17 protein-coding genes are annotated in these 17,909 nt (G+C 68.6%); 10 read left to right on the top strand and 7 right to left on the bottom strand.

What is annotated here, in order from left to right:
* Positions 1-33: 33 nt before the first annotated feature.
* The 6 genes from AC3FOF_RS25355 to AC3FOF_RS25330 all read right to left on the bottom strand — a co-directional run bounded on the left by AC3FOF_RS25355 (position 34) and on the right by AC3FOF_RS25330 (position 5,561).
* On the bottom strand, positions 34-762 hold the full coding sequence (locus tag AC3FOF_RS25355; protein WP_017229684.1) for an amino acid ABC transporter ATP-binding protein: 729 nt from the start codon (positions 760-762) through the stop codon (positions 34-36).
* Positions 743-1,399 (bottom strand): amino acid ABC transporter permease, encoded by a 657-nt coding sequence (locus AC3FOF_RS25350; RefSeq protein WP_017229685.1) that lies wholly within the window; start codon positions 1,397-1,399, stop codon positions 743-745. Before AC3FOF_RS25350 ends, AC3FOF_RS25355 begins: the two co-directional genes overlap by 20 nt.
* Positions 1,396-2,061: an amino acid ABC transporter permease gene (locus tag AC3FOF_RS25345; protein WP_488728159.1), complete on the bottom strand. Its 666-nt coding sequence runs from the start codon at positions 2,059-2,061 to the stop codon at positions 1,396-1,398. Before AC3FOF_RS25345 ends, AC3FOF_RS25350 begins: the two co-directional genes overlap by 4 nt.
* 122 nt (positions 2,062-2,183) lie before the next feature.
* The gene (locus AC3FOF_RS25340; protein ID WP_488728158.1) at positions 2,184-2,966 is read right to left on the bottom strand and encodes a transporter substrate-binding domain-containing protein; all 783 of its coding nucleotides are present in this window, start codon (positions 2,964-2,966) and stop codon (positions 2,184-2,186) included.
* A gap of 84 nt (positions 2,967-3,050) precedes the next feature.
* Positions 3,051-3,788, bottom strand: coding sequence for a GntR family transcriptional regulator (locus AC3FOF_RS25335; protein WP_488728157.1), 738 nt, complete (start codon positions 3,786-3,788; stop codon positions 3,051-3,053).
* A gap of 255 nt (positions 3,789-4,043) precedes the next feature.
* The gene (locus tag AC3FOF_RS25330; protein WP_488728156.1) at positions 4,044-5,561 is read right to left on the bottom strand and encodes an efflux transporter outer membrane subunit; all 1,518 of its coding nucleotides are present in this window, start codon (positions 5,559-5,561) and stop codon (positions 4,044-4,046) included.
* A gap of 134 nt (positions 5,562-5,695) precedes the next feature.
* On the opposite strand from AC3FOF_RS25330, the gene AC3FOF_RS25325 reads away from it, so the two are divergent.
* From AC3FOF_RS25325 to AC3FOF_RS25300, 6 genes are all read left to right on the top strand, one after another.
* Positions 5,696-6,229, top strand: a complete 534-nt coding sequence (locus AC3FOF_RS25325; protein ID WP_035817327.1) for a winged helix-turn-helix transcriptional regulator — start codon at positions 5,696-5,698, stop codon at positions 6,227-6,229.
* A 17-nt stretch (positions 6,230-6,246) separates the two neighbouring features.
* Positions 6,247-7,356, top strand: a complete 1,110-nt coding sequence (locus AC3FOF_RS25320) for an HlyD family secretion protein (RefSeq protein WP_276268736.1) — start codon at positions 6,247-6,249, stop codon at positions 7,354-7,356.
* On the top strand, positions 7,353-8,987 hold the full coding sequence (locus tag AC3FOF_RS25315) for a DHA2 family efflux MFS transporter permease subunit (RefSeq protein WP_017224955.1): 1,635 nt from the start codon (positions 7,353-7,355) through the stop codon (positions 8,985-8,987). Before AC3FOF_RS25320 ends, AC3FOF_RS25315 begins: the two co-directional genes overlap by 4 nt.
* Before the next feature lie 32 nt (positions 8,988-9,019).
* Positions 9,020-9,220 (top strand): hypothetical protein, encoded by a 201-nt coding sequence (locus AC3FOF_RS25310; protein WP_488728155.1) that lies wholly within the window; start codon positions 9,020-9,022, stop codon positions 9,218-9,220.
* A 66-nt stretch (positions 9,221-9,286) separates the two neighbouring features.
* The gene (locus AC3FOF_RS25305; protein WP_017225111.1) at positions 9,287-9,835 is read left to right on the top strand and encodes a winged helix-turn-helix transcriptional regulator; all 549 of its coding nucleotides are present in this window, start codon (positions 9,287-9,289) and stop codon (positions 9,833-9,835) included.
* Between the two features lie 73 nt (positions 9,836-9,908).
* The gene (locus AC3FOF_RS25300; RefSeq protein WP_488728154.1) at positions 9,909-10,847 is read left to right on the top strand and encodes a 2-dehydropantoate 2-reductase; all 939 of its coding nucleotides are present in this window, start codon (positions 9,909-9,911) and stop codon (positions 10,845-10,847) included.
* A gap of 33 nt (positions 10,848-10,880) precedes the next feature.
* On the opposite strand, the gene AC3FOF_RS25295 is transcribed toward AC3FOF_RS25300, so the two are convergent.
* Positions 10,881-11,816 carry a LysR family transcriptional regulator gene (locus tag AC3FOF_RS25295; RefSeq protein WP_488728153.1) on the bottom strand — a complete coding sequence of 312 codons (936 nt, stop codon included), beginning with the start codon at positions 11,814-11,816 and terminating at the stop codon, positions 10,881-10,883.
* A gap of 122 nt (positions 11,817-11,938) precedes the next feature.
* Between AC3FOF_RS25295 and mdlC the strand changes: the two genes are divergently transcribed.
* The 4 genes from mdlC (at position 11,939) to AC3FOF_RS25275 (ending at position 17,718) form a co-directional block, all read left to right on the top strand.
* Positions 11,939-13,525 carry a benzoylformate decarboxylase gene (gene mdlC / locus AC3FOF_RS25290; protein ID WP_488728152.1) on the top strand — a complete coding sequence of 529 codons (1,587 nt, stop codon included), beginning with the start codon at positions 11,939-11,941 and terminating at the stop codon, positions 13,523-13,525.
* Positions 13,526-13,599: 74 nt separating this feature from the next.
* Positions 13,600-15,051, top strand: a complete 1,452-nt coding sequence (locus tag AC3FOF_RS25285; protein ID WP_276267889.1) for an aldehyde dehydrogenase — start codon at positions 13,600-13,602, stop codon at positions 15,049-15,051.
* An 87-nt stretch (positions 15,052-15,138) separates the two neighbouring features.
* The gene (locus AC3FOF_RS25280) at positions 15,139-16,068 is read left to right on the top strand and encodes a ketopantoate reductase family protein (RefSeq protein WP_488728151.1); all 930 of its coding nucleotides are present in this window, start codon (positions 15,139-15,141) and stop codon (positions 16,066-16,068) included.
* A gap of 267 nt (positions 16,069-16,335) precedes the next feature.
* Positions 16,336-17,718, top strand: coding sequence for an MFS transporter (locus AC3FOF_RS25275; protein WP_488728150.1), 1,383 nt, complete (start codon positions 16,336-16,338; stop codon positions 17,716-17,718).
* Positions 17,719-17,909 lie beyond the last annotated feature (191 nt).

Raw genomic sequence — 17,909 nt, 5'->3', positions numbered from 1 at the left:
CCGCGCTGCCGGCGTGCTTCCAGCCGGGCAGCCTCAGGCCGCCATCCCCAGGAACTGCTGCAACTCAGGCGTGGCCGGGTTGGCGAAGATTTCCTCCGGCCGCCCGATCTCATGCACCCGCCCCTGGTGCATGAACACCACGCGGTTGCAGACCTCGCGCGCGAAGCGCATTTCATGCGTCACCATCAGCAGCGTCATGCCCTCGCTCGCCAACTGGCGCACCACGCTCAGCACTTCCATCACCAGCTCCGGGTCCAGCGCCGAGGTGATCTCGTCGCACAGCAGCGCCCGCGGCTGCATGGCGAGCGCCCGCGCAATCGCCACGCGCTGCTGCTGGCCGCCGGATAGCTGGTCCGGGTAGCTGTCGAACTTCTCCGCCAGCGCCACCTTGGCCAGGCATGCCCGCGCACGCGTCAGGGCTTCGGACTCGCTGACGCCGCCGGCGACGGTCGGCGCCAGCATCACGTTGCGCCCGGCGCTCAGGTGCGGGAAGAGGTTGAACTGCTGGAAGATCATGCCGACCTTGCGCCGCAGCGCGCGCAGCTCCAGCTCGCTGGCGCCGAGCTTGGCGCCGGCCACCGTGATATTGCCTTCATCGATGCTTTCCAGCCCGTTGATACAGCGCAGCAGCGTGCTCTTGCCCGAGCCGCTCTTGCCGATGATGGCGATCACCTCGCCGGCCTCCACCTTCAGGTCGATGCCCTTGAGCACCTGGTTGGCGCCGAAGCGCTTCTTCACGTTTTCAATGGCGATGAGCGACATTGAGTTTCCTTTCCAGATGACGGCTGTAACGGGAGAGCGGCCAGCACAGCGCGAAGTAGAGCAGCGCGACCAGCGCATAGACGGTAAAGGGGCTGAAGGTGGCGTTGGTGATCACCGTACCGGCCTTGGACAGCTCGACAAAACCGATGATCGACGCCAGCGCCGTGCCCTTGATGATCTGCACCACGAAGCCCACCGTGGGCGCAATCGCGATGCGCAGCGCTTGCGGCAGGATCACGTAGCGCATTTGCTGCAGGTGGCCCAGCGACAGGCAGCCGGCGGCTTCCCACTGCCCCTTGGGAATGGCTTGCACGCAGCCGCGCCAGATTTCCGCCAGGTAGGCGCCGGACCAGAGCGACAGCGCCAGGCCCGCGGCCAGCCAGGCCGGGATCTCCACGCCGAACAGCGCCAGCCCGAAGAAAGCAAGGAAGAGCTGCATCAGCAGCGGCGTGCCCTGGAAGACTTCGATAAAGGCCCACGCGGCACGGCGCAGCGGCGCGCGCCGGCTGATGCGCATCAGCAGCACCAGCAGCCCGGTCGCGGCGCCCCCGGCGAAGGCCACCAGCGACAGCACCACGGTCCAGCGTGCCGCCAGCAGCAGGTTGCGCAGGATGTCCCACGTTGAAAAATCGGTCATGACGCCCTCCGGAAGAGCATGCCGCCGAGACCGCGCAGCACCTGGCGCAGGCCGATGGCGAGCAGCAGGTAGATGACCGTGGTCAGCAGGTAGACCTCGAAGGCCCGGAAATTCCGGCCCTGGACGAAGTTGGCGGCAAAGGTCAGGTCTTCGGCGGCGATCTGCGAGCAGACCGCCGACCCCAGCATGACGATCACCACCTGGCTGGACAGCGCCGGCCAGATCTTCTGCAAGGCCGGGCGCAGCACGACGTGGCGGAACACCTGGAAGGGGGCCATCGCCAGGCTTGCGCCGGCCTCCAGCTGTCCACGCGGCACGGCTGCGATGCCGGCGCGGACGATCTCGGCGCTGTAGGCGCCCAGGTTGATGACCATGGCGAGGATGGCCGCCTGCATCTCGCCAAGGTGCACCCCGGCGCTGGGCAGGCCGAAGAAGATAAAGAACAGCTGGATCAGGAAGGGGGTATTGCGGATCAGCTCCACATAGCCGCCGGCGCTGGCGGCCAGCCAGGCAGGACCCTGGGTGCGGGCCCAGGCGCAGGCAATGCCGAGGGACACCCCCAGCACGCCGCCGATGGCGGTGAGTTCGGCCGTGACGGCGATGCCGTGGGCGAACACCCCGGCATAGTCGAAGGCCGAAAGGAAATCGAATTGATAGGACATGCGAACTCGTTGGGTGGCGGCGCCCGGGTGGGCGCGCTGGGGCGCGGGGCCGGCGCCACGGGGCGTCAATGGCTTGCCGGCTTCATGGCTTCAGTGCATGAGCGGCGCGATCCCGGGCGGCATCAAAGCGTGGCCGGTAGCGGCATGCCCAGCCATTTCACCGTGAGGGCATTGAGTTCGCCGTCCTTCTTCACTTGCGCCAGGATCGCGTTGACCTTGGCCTGCAGCTTGGGCTCGCCCTTGTTCATGCCGATAAAGCAGGGCGAGTTCTTGATCAGGAACTTGGGCTCCGGCTTCTTGGGCGGGTTCTTGGCGAGGATGGCTGCGGCTACCACATTGCCGGTCGCCACCAGTTGCACCTGGCCGGACAGGAAGGCGCTGATGGTGCCGTTGTTGTCTTCGTAGCGCTTGATGGTGGCGGTGGGCGGGGCGACCTTGCTCAGTTCCAGGTCTTCGACCGCGCCGCGCGTTACGCCCACGGTCTTGCCGGCCAGGTCGGCGGCGCTGGCCACTTTCTGGTCGGCCGGGCCGAACACGCCATTGTAGAAGGGCGCGTAGGCTTCGCTGAAGTCGATGGCTTTCTCGCGCTCGGGGTTCTTGCCCATGCTGGAGATCACCAGGTCGACCTTCTTCGTTTGCAGGTAAGGCACGCGGTTGGTGCTGGTCACCGGCACCAGTTCCAGCTTTACGCCCATTTTCCTGGCGATCAGCGCGGCGACATCGATGTCCAGCCCCTGCGGCTTCATCTCGGCGTTGACCGAGCCGAAGGGCGGGAAATCCTGCGGCACCGCGACCTTGAGCACGCCGGCCTTGACCACGTCGTCCAGCGCTTCGGCGCCGGCGGTCTGCATCGAGAGGGCGAGGGCGGCGGCGCCCAGGCCGAGGAGGAGCTTCGAGAGTGTCATGAGGAATCCTTGCAGTCTTGCCGTTGAGGTTGAGGAAGATCGGTGGGTATGCGGCCGGCTCCGGTGCCCGGTGCCCGGTATGGTTCAGGCGCCGCCCCCGAAGGGGCGCAGCGCCTGGCGCAGCGGATCCGGCGGCGGCTCCGGCGCGGCGGCGCTCAGGCCGGCCTCGACGTGGCGCAGATGCGCGTCCATCAGCGCGATCGCGCGCTCGGTATCGCCCTCGGCCAGCGCTGCCACGATCTGCACGTGCTCGGCGCACGATTCGTTGGCCTGGTGGCTGGACTGGTAGCGCATGGCGATCAGCGTGGTGCGCGCGGTCAGATCGCGCAGCGTGTCGGCCAGCAGCACATTGCCCACGCATTCGCCCAGGCACACATGGAAATCGCCCAGCAGGTAGCTGCGCAGTGCCTTGTCGTCGGCGCGCAGCGCCTGCTGTTCCCGCGCCACATGTTCCTGCAGCCGGCCGATGGCCGCCGCCGAGGCCGGCGCCGCATAGCGCAGCAGGCCAAGCTCGATCGCGCGCCGCGCGGCGAACGCCTGTTGCGCCTCTTGCCGCGACGGCTCGATCACGAACCAGCCGCGCCGGGCCGAAACCGTGACGATGCCGCGCGCGGCCAGCCGGGTCAGCGCCTCGCGCACCAGCGTCCGGCTCACGCCGAACAGGCCAGCCAGCGCTTGCTCGCCCAGTCGCGTGCCGGGGGCAAGCCGCTGGGCCAGGATGGATTGCGTGACGCGCTCGGCGATCTCGGCCGAGGAGCAACCGGGTGCGGGATCGGCTGCGGCGATGGCGGCGGGGTTGCCGCGGGCGGGAAAGGTTGGCATGGCGAGTCTCATGCCAGGCCAAGATGCAAGAGGTATGCCAGCCTGATGTACAAGGCTGATGCACATGGTTTGTACGCAAATTTGGCATGCGCGGCGCCGATGCCGTGCCCCGGCGCACCAGTTTGCGCTCCGGGCCGGCCTGTGCACGGGAACGGTGCGTCGATTGGGGGCGGCGCAGCCTGGCGTGGCAGCGATGAGCAGCCTGCGGGGAACCGGTCCCCGTGTCTCGGCCAGCCCGGGCCCGGGCGGGGCTGATTACCAGCCGCCTCCCAGCGCGCGGAACGTTGCCACCGCCGCCCGTGCATTGTCCGCATGCACACGCGCCTGCTGGTCGCGGGCGGCCAGCAGCTGGCGTTCCTCGTCGAGCACTTCGAACAGGCTGACGGCGCCGCCTTTGTAGGCATCCTCGGAGGCGCTGCGCGCCCGCACGTGCGCGTCGATCTCGGTGGCCAGTTCCCGCCCTTGGGATTCCAGTTCGGTGAGCGTGACGATGGCGTTTTCCACGTCTTCCGTGGCGCGCAGCATGGCCTTGCGGTAATGGGCCAGCGCTTCGGCGTTGGCGCCCTTCGCCTGCGCCACCTCGGCGTCCACCCGGCCAAAATCGAACAGGCGCCAGCGCAGCCCGGCCACGGCCATTGGCTGGAAGGCCGCGGCGGAGAACAGCTTGCCGCTGCTCAGGCTCTCGAAACCCAGCAGGGTCGACAAGGATAGCTTGGGGTAGTACTCCGCGGTGGCCACGCCAATGCGGGCATTGCTGGCCGCCAGCCTGCGCTCCGCGGCGATCACGTCCGGGCGGCGGCGCAGCAGGTCCGCCGGCCCTTGCGCCACCGAGATGGCGGGCACGGCCAGGTGGCCCGGGGCCGGGCCAAGTTCCGCGGCATAGGTGCCCGGCTGCGCGCCCATCAAGACATCCAGACGGTTCAACTGGGTTTGCAGCTCGATCCGCAAGGGCGGAATGGTTACGCGTGCCTGGGCCACCAGGGCTTCCGCCTGCGCCACCTCGCGGCTGGACGACAGGCCGTCGTGCAGCCGCAGCCGCACCAATTCCAGCAGCCTGCCGTTGTTCGCTACCTCGTCCTGCGCGATGGCGATGCGCTGCTGCGCCCCGCGCACCCGGAAATAGGCGTCCGCCGCCTCCGCCGCCACCGAAATGCGCGTCCCCAGGTGATCGGCCCGGGCCGCCTGCGCCTCGGCGTCCGCTGCCTCGGCCCCACGCCGCAAGCCGCCGGACAAATCGATCTCCCAGCTCGCGCCGGCGCCCACGTCATAGAGCTCGGGATTGCGGTTGTAGCCCGGGAACCGGCTGGCGATCCTGCCCAGCGGGCTTTCCAGGGACTGCCGCTCCTTGACCGCCTGTGCCGAGAGGCTTGCCTGGGGCAGCAGCTGCGCGCCGGCTTCCGCTGCGGCGGCGCGGGCTTGCTGCACCCGGGCGAAGGCGGCGGCGAGGTCCAGGTTCTGGTCCAGTGCGCGCTGGACGATGCGCGTCAGCACGGGATCGTCGAACCCTGTCCACCAGGTATCCAGCGGCGGCGCAGGCGTTTGCGCCTGGCGCGCCGCCAGAGCGCCGGCATGCGGGTAGCCGGCGGGCGCGTCGGCTGCCGGGGCATGGTAGTCGGGGCCGACTGCCGCGCAGGCCGCCAAGGCCAGCGCCGTCAGCGCCGCCGCGGCGATGCCCGCGGCGCGCGCCGCGCCGGTGCTGGCCTGCGGGGGGGAGCGCCGGTGCGGTTGCCGCTGCCGTTGCCGGGTTCGGGCGGAAGACCGGGTCATTTCCATCTTTGCATCTCCTTCGCGAAGCGGCGCCGCCGCCTCTGTTCAAAATCCTGGCAAACAAGTTACTTGCATGATGATATCTACAACTCTATACTAACTTTCATCTTGATAGCAACATGATTCCGGAGGTGGCGAATATGCAAAGAAAGCCGCTCGGCGACGCGCCATGCCCAATTGCCCGCAGCCTGGCGCGGGTAGGGGAGCCGTGGAACATCCTGATCCTGCGGGAGGCCTTCTATGGGCTCAGCCGTTTCGACGAATTCCAGAAGCAGCTCGGCATCGCGCCAAACATGCTGGCCCGGCGTCTGGACTCGCTGGTGCGCGACGGCTTGCTGGCGCGGCGCCAGTACTGCGACAGGCCGCCACGCTGGGAATACCTGCTGACAACGCGCGGGCGTGAATTCCGGCCGGTGATGCTGGCGCTGCTGGCCTGGGGCAACCGGCATTTCGCGCCGGAGGGCGAAAGCATCCAGCTGGTGGACCGCCACACCGGCGCCACCGTCACACCGCTGCTGGTGGATGCGGCGAACGGCAATCCCATCACCGAAGCGGACCACAGGATCGCGGCCGGCCCGGCCGCCAGCGAGCGCCTGCGTGCCCGTCTCGAAAAATCGGCGGCGGCACGCGCCGCCGCCATCTCGCATGTCCCGCGGCCAGCGGGCGTGATCTGAAAGGAAGAGGAAGCATCATGACAAGCGATATCGCCGCCGACCGCATGGGTTCGGAGCCTCTGCCGGCCGCCAGGCCCCGGCTTGACCGCAAGCGCATCCTGCTGGCAGGCGTGGGCCTGGCCGCGGCCCTGGGGGCTGCCGCTTATGGCCAGCACTGGTGGACGCACGGCCGCTTCCTGCAAAGCACCGACGATGCCTATGTCGGCGGGGAAGTCACCGTGATCGCGCCCAAGGTGGCGGGCTACCTGGCGCAAGTCGCCGTGACCGACAACCAGCAGGTCCACGCCGGCGACCTGCTGGCCCGCATCGACGATCGCGACTACCGCGCCGCGCTGGCCAAGGCGGAAGGCGCGGTGGCCGCGCAACAGGCGCTGCTGGCCAACCTGGATGCCACCCGGTCCTTGCAGGAGGCCGTGATCGGCCAGGCCAGGGCAGCGGTGAGCGCGGTCGATGCCGACACCGTGCGCGCGCGCGACGACCAGGCCCGCTACCAGAGCCTGGCGGCCAAGTCGGCGGTGTCGCTCCAGAGTTCGCAGAAGGCCGATGCCGACTACAAGCAATCGCTTGCCAATACCCAGAAGGCGCAGGCCAGCCTGCTGGCCGCGCAGCGCCAGGTCGAGGTGATCGCCACGCAGAAGCTGCAGGCCCAGGCCGCGCTGGCGCAAGCCATCGCCGAGCGCGATATCGCCAGGCTGAACCTCGGCTACACGGAGTTGCGCGCACCAATCGATGGCACCATCGGCAACCGCCGCGCCCGCGTCGGCGCCTATGCCGCGGGCGGCACGCAACTGCTGTCCATCGTGCCGGCGCGCGGCTTGTGGGTCGATGCCAATTTCAAGGAAGGGCAGCTTGCCCGCTTGCGGCCGGGCATGCGGGCCACCGTCGAGGCCGATGTGCTGCCCGGGCGCGTTTTCCACGGCCGCGTGCTCAGCCTGGCGCCGGCCACCGGCGCCCAGTTCAGCGTGCTGCCGCCGGAGAACGCCACCGGCAACTTCACCAAGATCGTCCAGCGCGTGCCCGTGCGCATCCAGCTTGACGAGAACGAGGCCACGCTGGCCATGCTGCGGCCTGGCCTGTCGGTGGTGGCCGAGGTCGATGCCCGCGCCGATGCGCAGGTGCGGCCATGAGCAGCGACGTCCTGACGGGACCGGCGCAGGCTGCGCCGGCCTCCAGGCCCGCGAGTCCGCCTGCCGCGGCGTTTTCCGCTGCGGCCATGAGCACGGGGGCCAAGGTACTGGCCTTCGCCACCATGTGCGTGGGCATGTTCATCGCCTTGCTGGATATCCAGATCGTGTCGGCCTCGCTGCGCGACATCGGCGGCGGGCTGTCGGCCGGCGCCGACGAGACCGTCTGGGTGCAGACCAGCTACCTGATTGCCGAGATCATCGTGATCCCGCTGTCGGGCTGGCTGTCCCGGGTGATGTCCACGCGCTGGCTGTTTGCCGCCTCGGCGGCCGGCTTCACGCTGACCAGCCTGCTGTGCGGCATCGCCTGGAATATCCAGAGCATGATCGCGTTCCGCGCCATGCAGGGCTTCCTGGGCGGCTCGATGATCCCGCTGGTGTTCACCACCGCCTTCGCCTTCTTCGGCGGCAAGCAGCGGGTGATCGCCGCCGCCACCATCGGCGCCCTGGCCTCGCTGGCGCCCACGCTCGGCCCCACCGTGGGCGGCTGGATCACCGACAACTACTCCTGGCACTGGCTCTTCTTCATCAACCTGGTACCCGGCATCTTCATCACGGTGGCGGTGCCCATGCTGGTGCACGTGGACCGCCCGAACTGGTCGCTGCTGCGCGGCGCCGACTATGCCGGCATGGCGTTGATGGCGCTGTTCCTCGGCTGCCTGGAATACACGCTCGAGGAAGGGCCGCGCTGGGACTGGTTCGGCGACGACGTGATCCGCGCCACCGCCTGGATCGCGGCCGTGGCCGGCGTCGGCTTCGTCTGGCGCAGCCTGACCTACGCGCAGCCGGTGGTGGACCTGCGCGCGCTCAAGGACCGCAACTTCGCGCTGGGTTGCTTTTTCTCCTTCGTCGCGGGCGTGGGCATTTTCGCCACCATCTATCTCACGCCGCTGTTCCTCGGCCGCGTGCGGGGATTCAGCGCGCTGCAGATCGGGCTGGCGGTGTTTTCCACCGGCGTGTTCCAGGTCATGTCGATCCCGCTCTATGCCTTCTTCGCCAACCGCGTGGACCTGCGCTGGCTGCTGATGTTCGGGCTCGGCTGCTTTGCCTTCTCGATGTCGCAGTTCTCGCCCATCACGCACGATTGGGGCGCGCAGCAACTGCTGTTGCCGCAGGCATTGCGCGGCATAGCGCAGCAATTCGCCATTGCGCCTGCGGTCACGCTCACGCTCGGCGCGCTGTCGCCGGAGCGGCTCAAGCTGGCGTCCGGACTGTTCAACCTGATGCGCAACCTGGGCGGCGCGATCGGTATCGCTGCCTGCGCCACCATCCTGAACGATCGCACCAACCTGCATTTCCTGCGGCTCGCCGAGCACCTGAACTACCGCAACGAGGCCATGGGCGCGCTGCTGCAGGCGGTCGGCGGCAACCTGGCTGCGTGGGGGCACGACGCCGCCGATGCACAGGGCGCGGCGCTCCGGCAATTGTGGGCGCTGGCGTGGCGGGAGGCACAGACGCAGACGTTCGGCGATGCCTTCCTGGCCATCATGGCGTGCTTCGTCGTCGCCACCGCCATGGTGCCGCTGATGCGCAAGGTGGTGCCGCCCAAGGCGCCATCGGCCGATGCGCATTGAGGCGCCGGCTTTCACCGATGCGGAGTACCGGCATGCCAACTCGCCATCTGATCGTCCTCGCGGCGGCGGCAACGCTGGCCGCCGCCACCACGCCGGCGCAGGCCGGCACGGAGCGGCCGCCCGGCGGCAGCATTGCCTGCGCACGCGCTGACAATATGTACTGCAGGCTGCCATACCGGTCCGGCGCCAGCACCGGCAGGGACAAAACCGGGCGTTTGCACCAGCGCGCATGAGCAAGGGGCCGGCGCCATTTTGGCTATCATGTTGAAAGGAGCTAGATACCAGCGGAGCCGTCGAATATGCAGAGGAAGACCTTCAGGAATATGCAGTGCCCCATTGCCCGTGGCCTGGAACGGGTGGGCGAGTGGTGGAGCATGCTGCTGATGCGCGAGGCGTTCTATGGGACGCGGCGCTTCGACGATTTCCAGAAGAACCTGGATATCGCGCCCAATATGCTGACGCGCCGCCTCGGCGCGCTGGTGGAGGAAGGGCTGCTGGAGCGCCGCCAGTATTCCGAGAAGCCGCCGCGCTATGAATATGTGCTGACCCAGTGCGGGCGCGACTTCCTGCCGGTGCTGCTGGCCATGCTGGCCTGGGGCAACAAGCATTTCGCGCCGGAAGGCACCAGCGTGGAATTGCTCGACAAGGAGACCGGCAGGCTGGTCGAGCCTGTGCTGGTGGACGGCGGCACCGGCGAGCGCTTGAGTCTCAAGCGGCACGCGGTGGTGCCCGGCCCCGCGGCGGGAGAGGGCATGCGTCGCCGGCTCGCTGCCGCTGCCGGCTTCCTGGCGGCTGCCGGAGATACACAGGCGGAGAACGAGGCGCTGGCCGCAGGCGGCGCATCGTAAGTGGCAAGGGTCGCGGTGTGCTTGCCGTCCGACCCGATGCATTCCAGGCTTAAGCTATCCAAGCGGGGAAATCATGAAGATTCTGGTCCTGGGCGCTGGCGCCATGGGCGGCTACTATGGCGGGCGCCTGATGCAGGCTGGGGCCGATGTCACGTTCCTGGTGAGGCCGCGGCGCGCCGAAGCGCTTGCCAGGGACGGCCTTGTCGTGCGCAGCGAGCTTGGCGATATGCGCTCCCCGGTGAGAACCGTGCTGGCCGAACACGTCACGCCGGACTACGACCTGGTCCTGCTGACATGCAAGACCTACGACCTGGGCTGCGCCATGGAAGCGCTGGATCCCGCGCTGGATGCCAGCCGCGGCAAAAGCGCGGCGATCCTGCCGCTGGTCAACGGCCTGCGCGCGTACGACACGCTGGATGCGCGCTATGGCCGGGAACGGGTGCTTGGCGGCGTCTCGTACATTGCCACCACGCTGGATCCCGCCGGCGCGGTGGTCCACCAGGGGCGGGTCGACGGGCTGATCGTAGGCGCCCGCGCGGCAGAGGCGCTGGGCCTGGCCAGCGCCTTCCATGCGCTGGCGGCCGGCACGCCCGGCACGCGCGAGCTGTCGCCGGAGATCGACCAGGCGCTGTGGAACAAATGGGTGATGATCTCGGCCGGCGCGCTGATGACCTGCCTGATGCGCGGCACGGTGGGGGAGATCGCCAGGACCGCCGACGGGCGCGCGCTGATGCGGCAGGCCATGGACGAATGCGCGGCGGTGGCCCGGCTGTCGGACCACCCCTTGCCCGAGCCGGTATTCCAGGCGATGTCCGCGCGGCTGCTGGACGAAACCTCGTCGTGGACCGCGTCGATGATGCGCGACATCGCGCAGGGCGCGCCCAGGATCGAGGCCGATGACATCGTTGGCGATATGGCACAGCGCGCCGCGCGCCTGGGGCTCGATGTGCCGCTGGTGCGCACCGCCTATTGCCACCTGCAGGTCTACGAGGCACAACGCGGCGCGGCCTAGCGCATCAGCCCCGGCAGCGCCTGAGCCGCAGGACTAGGCTCTCGGCATCCGTGCGTGCCCATCCTGACCCGCGGCCGTCAGCAGCCTGAGTTCATCCAGCAGCTTCACCGTGGGGCCTGGCAGGATGCCTTGCCGCCGGCGAAACGCCGTCAGGGTACGCCTGCCTTCGACCCCCGGGATATCCAGCGTGTCGATCACGCCAGCCTTTCTTTCGGCAACATACATCGGCTCCGCCATCCAGCTCAGAAAGCCCGAGCGCGCCACGAGACTCTTCAGCACGGTGATCGAGCGCGTCTCCACGGCGATGCCGGGCAGCCCCAGGCCATGCGACTCGAACACCTCGCGCATGTGCTCGTACGGGCCCGTGCCCCTTGGCGGGATGGCCCATTGCGCGCCGGCCGTGTCGGACAGGCGCAGGTCTTTCTTTCGCCGCAAGGGATGATCCAGAGGCGCCACGACGTAGCTGCTGTCCTCCCAGCGGCAGTCGGAGATCGCCGTTATCTCGTCGGTATCGGGAATGGCCATGCTGAGCGCCAGGTCGATCTCGTGCTTGACCAAGGCATCGGCTAGCCGGTCCCAGACGCCTTCGATGATCTCCACGCGCAGGTTGGGCCATTTGCGCAGTACGCTGCCGACCGCCATCGGCAGCACCAGGCTTGCGATGCTGCCGACCGCGCCGACCTTGATGGTGCCCTTCGCCAGCCCGCGCATGGCATCGATTTCCTCCCGCGCATGATCGGCTTCGCGCTGCAGCAGCGTGGCATGGGGAAGCAGGGCGCTGCCGATGGCGGTCAGTTGCATGCCTTTCGTATGCCGTTCGAAAAGCGGGGCGCCGATTTCATCCTCCAGGCGCTTGATGGTTCGGCTAAGTGCCGGCTGTGTCACGTGCAAGGTGTCGGCCGCACGGCCCAGGCTGCCGCTGGCGGCGATGGTCGTAAAAGCCTTTAACTGGCGGAGATCGAAAGTCATGCCTGAACGTAATGGCTTTTCGCTAAAAAGGCAATATTAAAACAAGGATGTGGATTCCATACTCTGCCCATCGACATGGCGCGAGCGCGCCCTGCAGCAAAAAATACGAAGGGGACCTTTGCATGACCGGTAGTCCAAAACCCGTCACGGTGCGCGATGCCGTGATCGACCTGCTCCGCAAGCTCGGCATGACCTCGGTGTTCGCCAATCCCGGCTCCACCGAGTTGCCGATGTTCCGCGATTTTCCGATCGATTTCCGCTATGTGCTGGGCCTGCAGGAGGCCGTGGTGGTCGGCATGGCCGACGGCTATGCGCAGGCGAGCCGCAATGCCTCGCTGGTGAACCTGCATTCGGCGGCGGGCGTCGGCAATGCCATGGGCAATATCTTCACCGCCTACAAGAACCGCACGCCGATGGTCATCACCGCCGGCCAGCAGGCCCGTTCCATCCTGCCGTTCGACCCCTTCCTGTCCTCCGCGCAGGCCGCCGAGCTGCCCAAGCCCTACGTCAAATGGAGCATCGAGCCGGCGCGCGCCGAGGACGTGCCGCTGGCCATCGCGCGTGCCTACCACATGGCGATGCAGGAGCCGCGCGGCCCGGTGCTCGTTTCCATTCCGGTGGACGACTGGGACCGGCCGGCCGAACTGGTGACGCCGCGCGCGGTCAGCTATGAGGTGCGCCCCGAGCCCGTGGCGCTGGAACAGGTGGGCGCAGCCCTCGATGCGTGCGAGCGGCCGGCCTTTGTCGTCGGCGCGGCGGTCGACCGGGCCGGCGCCTGGGACCAGGTGGTGGCGCTGGCGGAGCGGCACAGCGCGCGCGTCTTCGTTGCGCCGATGTCCGGACGCTGCGGCTTTCCCGAGGACCACAGGCTGTTCGCCGGCTTCCTGCCGGCCATGCGCGAGAAGATCGTGACCCTGCTCGGCGGGCACGACCTGATCCTGGTCCTCGGCGCCCCGGCGTTTACGTATCACGTCGAGGGCAGCGGCCCGCACGTGCCTGCCGGCGCCGCCCTCTACCAGCTGACCGACGACGCCGCCACGGCCGCCTGGACACCGGTGGGCGCGTCGGTGGTCGGCAATCTCCGTCTTGGCGTGAGCGACCTGCTGGCCCGCCGCGCGCCGCCTGTGCGCCCGCTGCCCGCGCCCCGTACGCCCCGTCCGGTCGCCGTGCCGGCGTGGCCCATGTCCACCGCCTTCGTCCTGCAGACGCTGGCCGGCTTGCGCGCTGCCGGCGACATCGTGGTGGAAGAGGCGCCCAGCGCGCGCCCGGTGATGCAGGGCTACCTGCCCATGACGCGCAGCGGCACCTTCTACACGATGGACAGCGGCGGGCTCGGCTACGGCATGCCCGCGGCGGTGGGCGTGGCGCTGGCCAGGCCGGGCACGCGCGTGATCGGCCTGATCGGCGATGGCTCGAGCATGTACTCGATCCAGGCGATCTGGAGCGCGGTGCAGCTCAAGCTGCCGCTCACCTTCGTGATCCTGAACAACGCACGCTATGCCGCGCTGCAGGATTTCGCGCCGGAGTTCGGGTTTGCCGATACCGACCCCGTGCAGGGCACCGATCTGCCGGGCATCGATTTCGTGTCGCTGGCCAAGGGCCTCGGCTGCCCCGGCGTGCGCGTCAGCGAGGCATCGGCGCTGCGCGATGCGCTGTCGGCGGCGCTGCGCTCGGCGACGCCGGTACTGCTCGAGGTCGAGGTGGAATAAGCTTGCCGCCTGGCAGGCCATTGCCAATGCGGCCTGCCCGACCGGACATTCAAAGCACACACAGGAGAAGAGCAATGACGGCAATTTCCATGCTGATCGGCGGCGAGCAGTGCCAGGCAAGCAATGGGGCGACGTTCGAGCGCCGCAATCCGCTGGACGGCCAGGTGGCAACGCGGGCACCGGCGGGCACACCGGCGGACGCGCGCGCGGCAGTGGATGCCGCCGCCGCCGCGTTCGACGCGTGGTCCGCCACCGGGCCGAGCGAGCGGCGTGCGCTGCTGTCCAGGGCGGCCGACGCGCTGGAAGCCAGGCAGGCAGCCTTTGCCGCCGCGATGGCGGCCGAAACCGGAGCGTCCGCGATCTGGGCGGGATTCAATGTCCACCTCGCCGCCGGCGGGCTGCGCGAGGCCGCCGCGCTGGTCACGCAGATCAGCGGCGAAGTCATTCCCTCGGACGTGCCGGGCAGCCTGGCCATGGGGATCCGGCAACCCGCCGGCGTCGTGCTCGGCATCGCGCCGTGGAACGCGCCGGTCATCCTCGCGGTGCGCGCTATCGCTTTGCCTCTCGCCTGCGGCAACACGGTGGTACTGAAGGGCTCGGAGCTTTGCCCGGCCACGCACGGCCTGATCATCGAGGCCATGCAGGAAGCCGGCTTGCCGAGGGGCGTGGTGAACTTCGTCACCAATGCGCCGGCCGACGCGGGCGCGGTGGTGGAGGCCATGATCGCCCATCCCGCGGTACGGCGCGTCAATTTCACCGGATCGACCCGGGTCGGCAAGATCATCGCGGCCAGCTGCGCGAAACATCTGAAGCCGGCCGTGCTGGAACTGGGCGGCAAGGCACCGCTGGTGGTGCTGGACGACGCGGATATCGGCGCGGCGGTGGAGGCCGCGGCATTCGGCGCCTTCGCCAACTCCGGCCAGATCTGCATGTCGACCGAGCGCATCATCGTCGACGAACAGATCGCCGATGCCTTCGTCGCGCAGCTTGCCGCGAAGGCGTCGGCGCTGCCCCTGGGCGATCCGCGCAATGGCCCGGTGGTACTGGGTTCGGTGGTCGATATGAGCACCGTCGAGCGCTGCAATGCCCTTATCGACGACGCCATCGCCAAGGGAGCACGGCTCGTATGCGGCGGCAAGGCGGACAGCACCCTGATGCCGGCCACCTTGCTCGATCACGTCACCACGGATATGGATATCTACGCGGAGGAATCCTTCGGCCCCGTCAAGGGCATCGTCAGGGTCAAGGGCGAGGCGGCGGCCATCGCCTGCGCCAACGATAACGAGTACGGCTTGTCGGCCGCCGTGTTCAGCCGTGACCTGGCGCGTGCGATGCAGGTGGCGAGGCGGATCGAATCCGGCATCTGCCATATCAACGGGCCCACCGTGCACGACGAGGCGCAGATGCCGTTCGGCGGCGTGAAGGGCAGCGGTTTCGGCCGTTTCGGCGGCAAGGCGGGCATCGCCGAGTTCACCGAACTGCGCTGGATCACCGTACAGACCACGCCGCGCCACTATCCGTTCTAGACACTGGCCGTCACGCGTCCGGCGGCAGGCCACCTGCCGCCGGACGGGGTCCCCGAAGTCCGCGCCAAGGCGCTGAAGTGAGGCACGATGAAGATTGCAATCCTGGGAGCTGGGGCCATGGGCTCGCTGTTTGGCGCACGCCTGGCCGAGGCCGGGCAGGCGGTGACCCTGCTCGATATCGATGATGCGCATCTTGGCGCCATCCGCAGCCACGGCCTGCGCCTGCAGACGGCGGCGCCGGACCGGTGGGTCACGAATCTGGCGGTGAGCCGTCCCGAACAGGCCGGCGCGCAGCCCGACCTGATCATCGTCTTTACCAAGTCCATGCACACCCGGGCCGCCCTGACCAGCCTGGGGCACGCCATCGGTCCCGGTACCTACCTGCTGACACTCCAGAACGGCCTGGGCAACGTCGAAAAACTCCGCGAGTTCGTTCCGCTGGAGCGCATCCTGGCAGGGGTCACGACCTGGCCCGCGGACCTGGTCGGGCCCGGGCATGTCCGCTCCCATGGCGAGGGTGCGATCCGCATGATGAGCGCGGACGGCGCGGTGCGGCCTATCGTCGGCCAGGTGGTCGATGCGTTGGCGAACGCGGGGCTGCGCTGCATCGCCGATCCCGACGTGTGGGCCGCGATCTGGGAGAAGGTGGCGTTCAACGCGGCGTTGAATACGCTCTGCGCGGTGCTGGGGTGCACGGTCGATCAGTTGGACCTGACGCCGGATGGCCGCAGGCTGGCGCTGTCCATCGCGCTCGAGGTCGTCTCGGTGGCCCGCGCGCGAGGGATCGACGCCAATCCCGCCAGCGTGGAGGCCAGCGTGATCCACGCCATAGAGAACCATCGTGGACACCAGCCCTCGATGCTGCAGGACATCCTGGCCGGCCGGCGCACGGAGATCGAAAGCATCGGCGGCGCGGTCGTCGCCGAGGCCCGCGCCGCCGGCGTGGCGGTGCCGGACACGGCATGCCTGCTGCACCTGGTTCGCCTGGCCGGGGCCCGCGCGGTCACCGGCGCCTGAGCGCAAAGCCTGATGACAGATGCCGGCGCATGTCGCCTTTGCCCGGCGAGACGGAGTTCATAGAGAGACCGACCAGCACCGCAATCCCATCCATCAACGAAGACGCCTGCCAATGTACGGGCGTCCGCCAAACGGAGACATTGTCCATGAGATACCTCGACACAGAGGCCATTGCCACCTTGCCAGGCAGGGACACGCACGCCTCGAACCGGCTTGCCGGGCGCCCGCAAACCGCGATGGCCGCAGGCGCGGCGAAGGGGAGCCGGCATGAGCGCTAGCCTGGAAACCTCCCGCACGCACGTGGATATAGGCAACGTGCTTGACAACGGGCCCTACACCACCATGCAGAAGATCGTGGTCATGCTGGCGGCGCTATCCATCGTGATGGATGGCTTCGACGGGCAACTGATCGGCTTCGCCATCCCCGTGATCATCAAGGAGTGGGGCATCACGCGCAGCGCCTTCGCGCCGGCGGTGGCGGCGGGGCTGATCGGCATGGGGATCGGCAGCGCCTGCGCCGGCCTGTTCGCGGACCGCTTCGGCCGGCGGTGGGCGGTGATTGGCAGCGTACTGGTGTTCGGTGCCGCTACCTGCGCCATCGGCCTTGCGCCGGATACGGCGACGATCGCCGCGCTGCGCCTGATTGCGGGCCTGGGCATCGGTGGCGCCTTGCCGAGTTCCACGACCATGACCGCCGAGTTCACGCCGGCGCGGCACCGTACGCTCGCCGTGACGGCGACCATCGTCTGCGTGCCGCTTGGCGGCATGCTCGCCGGCCTGTTTGCCAGCGTGGTCCTGCCCGTCTATGGCTGGCGGGGCCTGTTCTTTATCGGGGGATCGTTGCCGCTGGCGTTTGGCGTGCTGCTGATGCTGACACTGCCGGAGTCGCCGCGCTTCCTGGCGCGCCGGCCCGCCCGCTGGCCGGAGCTGGCAGCGCTGCTTGCGCGCATGTCCCGGCCGCTTGCGCCGCAAGTCGTGTTCTCGGACGCCAGCGAGCAGGCGCATGAGGGCAAGATGGGCTTCATGGCGTTGTTTGCGGAGGGTCGGGCGCGGGACACGCTGGCCATATGGTGCGCGTTCTTCATGTGCCTGCTTGCTGTGTACAGCGCCTTCAGCTGGCTTCCCACCATGCTGGCCGCGGAGGGCCTGGGCGTTGCCGTTGCCGGCTCCGGGCTGACCGCGTATAACCTGGGCGGCGTGATCGGCGCGCTGTGCTGCGCCGTCGCCATCGGCCGCTTCGGATCGCGCTGGCCGCTGATCCTGTGCTGCGCGGGCGGGGCGCTTAGCGCACTGCTGCTCAAGGGCGTGGATGCCAACCAGAGCACCAGCGCGTTTATCTTCGGGCTGGGTGTGCACGGCATGTTCGTCAATGCCGTCCAGTCGACCATGTACGCGCTGTGCGCCTATGTCTACCCGACCAGCATACGCGCCACGGGCACGGCTTCGGCGCTGGCTTTCGGGCGGCTGGGGGCGATCCTGAGCGCGTTCGCCGGTGCGGCGGTCATCACGGCGGGCGGCGCCTCGTCCTATCTCACCATGCTCGGCTCGGCGATGGTCGTGGTCCTGGTGGCGCTGACGATGGTCAAGGGGCATATTCCGCGCCTTGGCCAACCGGCCGATGGCGCCGCCCGGACCGCGGCGCAAGCCTGAGTCCGGCACCGCCAACGCTACCGCAGGCCGGGATCGAAAATGGGGATACCCCTTGGTGTCGAGGACTACCGCCGCCTGGCGCGGCGGCGGCTGCCGCGCATCGTCTTCGACTATATCAAGCCGACGGGAGCGCACTGACGTTTGACCGCGAAGCCGCATTCCACGCGTACCGGAAGAGGGAGGACAATATC

This window comes from Cupriavidus sp. 96C5-1, from assembly GCF_057798855.1.
This window is presented reverse-complemented; position numbering and strand designations above follow the sequence as displayed.

Coding starts and splice junctions, on each gene's coding strand:
- AC3FOF_RS25315 (WP_017224955.1), top strand. CDS start 7,353: ATGAGCAGCGACGTCCTGACGGGACCGGCGCAGGCTGCGCCGGCCTCC.
- AC3FOF_RS25285 (WP_276267889.1), top strand. CDS start 13,600: ATGACGGCAATTTCCATGCTGATCGGCGGCGAGCAGTGCCAGGCAAGC.
- AC3FOF_RS25310 (WP_488728155.1), top strand. CDS start 9,020: ATGCCAACTCGCCATCTGATCGTCCTCGCGGCGGCGGCAACGCTGGCC.
- AC3FOF_RS25330 (WP_488728156.1), bottom strand. CDS start 5,561: ATGGAAATGACCCGGTCTTCCGCCCGAACCCGGCAACGGCAGCGGCAA.
- AC3FOF_RS25355 (WP_017229684.1), bottom strand. CDS start 762: ATGTCGCTCATCGCCATTGAAAACGTGAAGAAGCGCTTCGGCGCCAAC.
- AC3FOF_RS25305 (WP_017225111.1), top strand. CDS start 9,287: ATGCAGAGGAAGACCTTCAGGAATATGCAGTGCCCCATTGCCCGTGGC.
- AC3FOF_RS25335 (WP_488728157.1), bottom strand. CDS start 3,788: ATGCCAACCTTTCCCGCCCGCGGCAACCCCGCCGCCATCGCCGCAGCC.
- AC3FOF_RS25350 (WP_017229685.1), bottom strand. CDS start 1,399: ATGACCGATTTTTCAACGTGGGACATCCTGCGCAACCTGCTGCTGGCG.
- AC3FOF_RS25295 (WP_488728153.1), bottom strand. CDS start 11,816: ATGACTTTCGATCTCCGCCAGTTAAAGGCTTTTACGACCATCGCCGCC.
- AC3FOF_RS25325 (WP_035817327.1), top strand. CDS start 5,696: ATGCAAAGAAAGCCGCTCGGCGACGCGCCATGCCCAATTGCCCGCAGC.
- AC3FOF_RS25345 (WP_488728159.1), bottom strand. CDS start 2,061: ATGTCCTATCAATTCGATTTCCTTTCGGCCTTCGACTATGCCGGGGTG.
- mdlC (WP_488728152.1), top strand. CDS start 11,939: ATGACCGGTAGTCCAAAACCCGTCACGGTGCGCGATGCCGTGATCGAC.
- AC3FOF_RS25340 (WP_488728158.1), bottom strand. CDS start 2,966: ATGACACTCTCGAAGCTCCTCCTCGGCCTGGGCGCCGCCGCCCTCGCC.
- AC3FOF_RS25300 (WP_488728154.1), top strand. CDS start 9,909: ATGAAGATTCTGGTCCTGGGCGCTGGCGCCATGGGCGGCTACTATGGC.
- AC3FOF_RS25275 (WP_488728150.1), top strand. CDS start 16,336: ATGAGCGCTAGCCTGGAAACCTCCCGCACGCACGTGGATATAGGCAAC.
- AC3FOF_RS25280 (WP_488728151.1), top strand. CDS start 15,139: ATGAAGATTGCAATCCTGGGAGCTGGGGCCATGGGCTCGCTGTTTGGC.
- AC3FOF_RS25320 (WP_276268736.1), top strand. CDS start 6,247: ATGACAAGCGATATCGCCGCCGACCGCATGGGTTCGGAGCCTCTGCCG.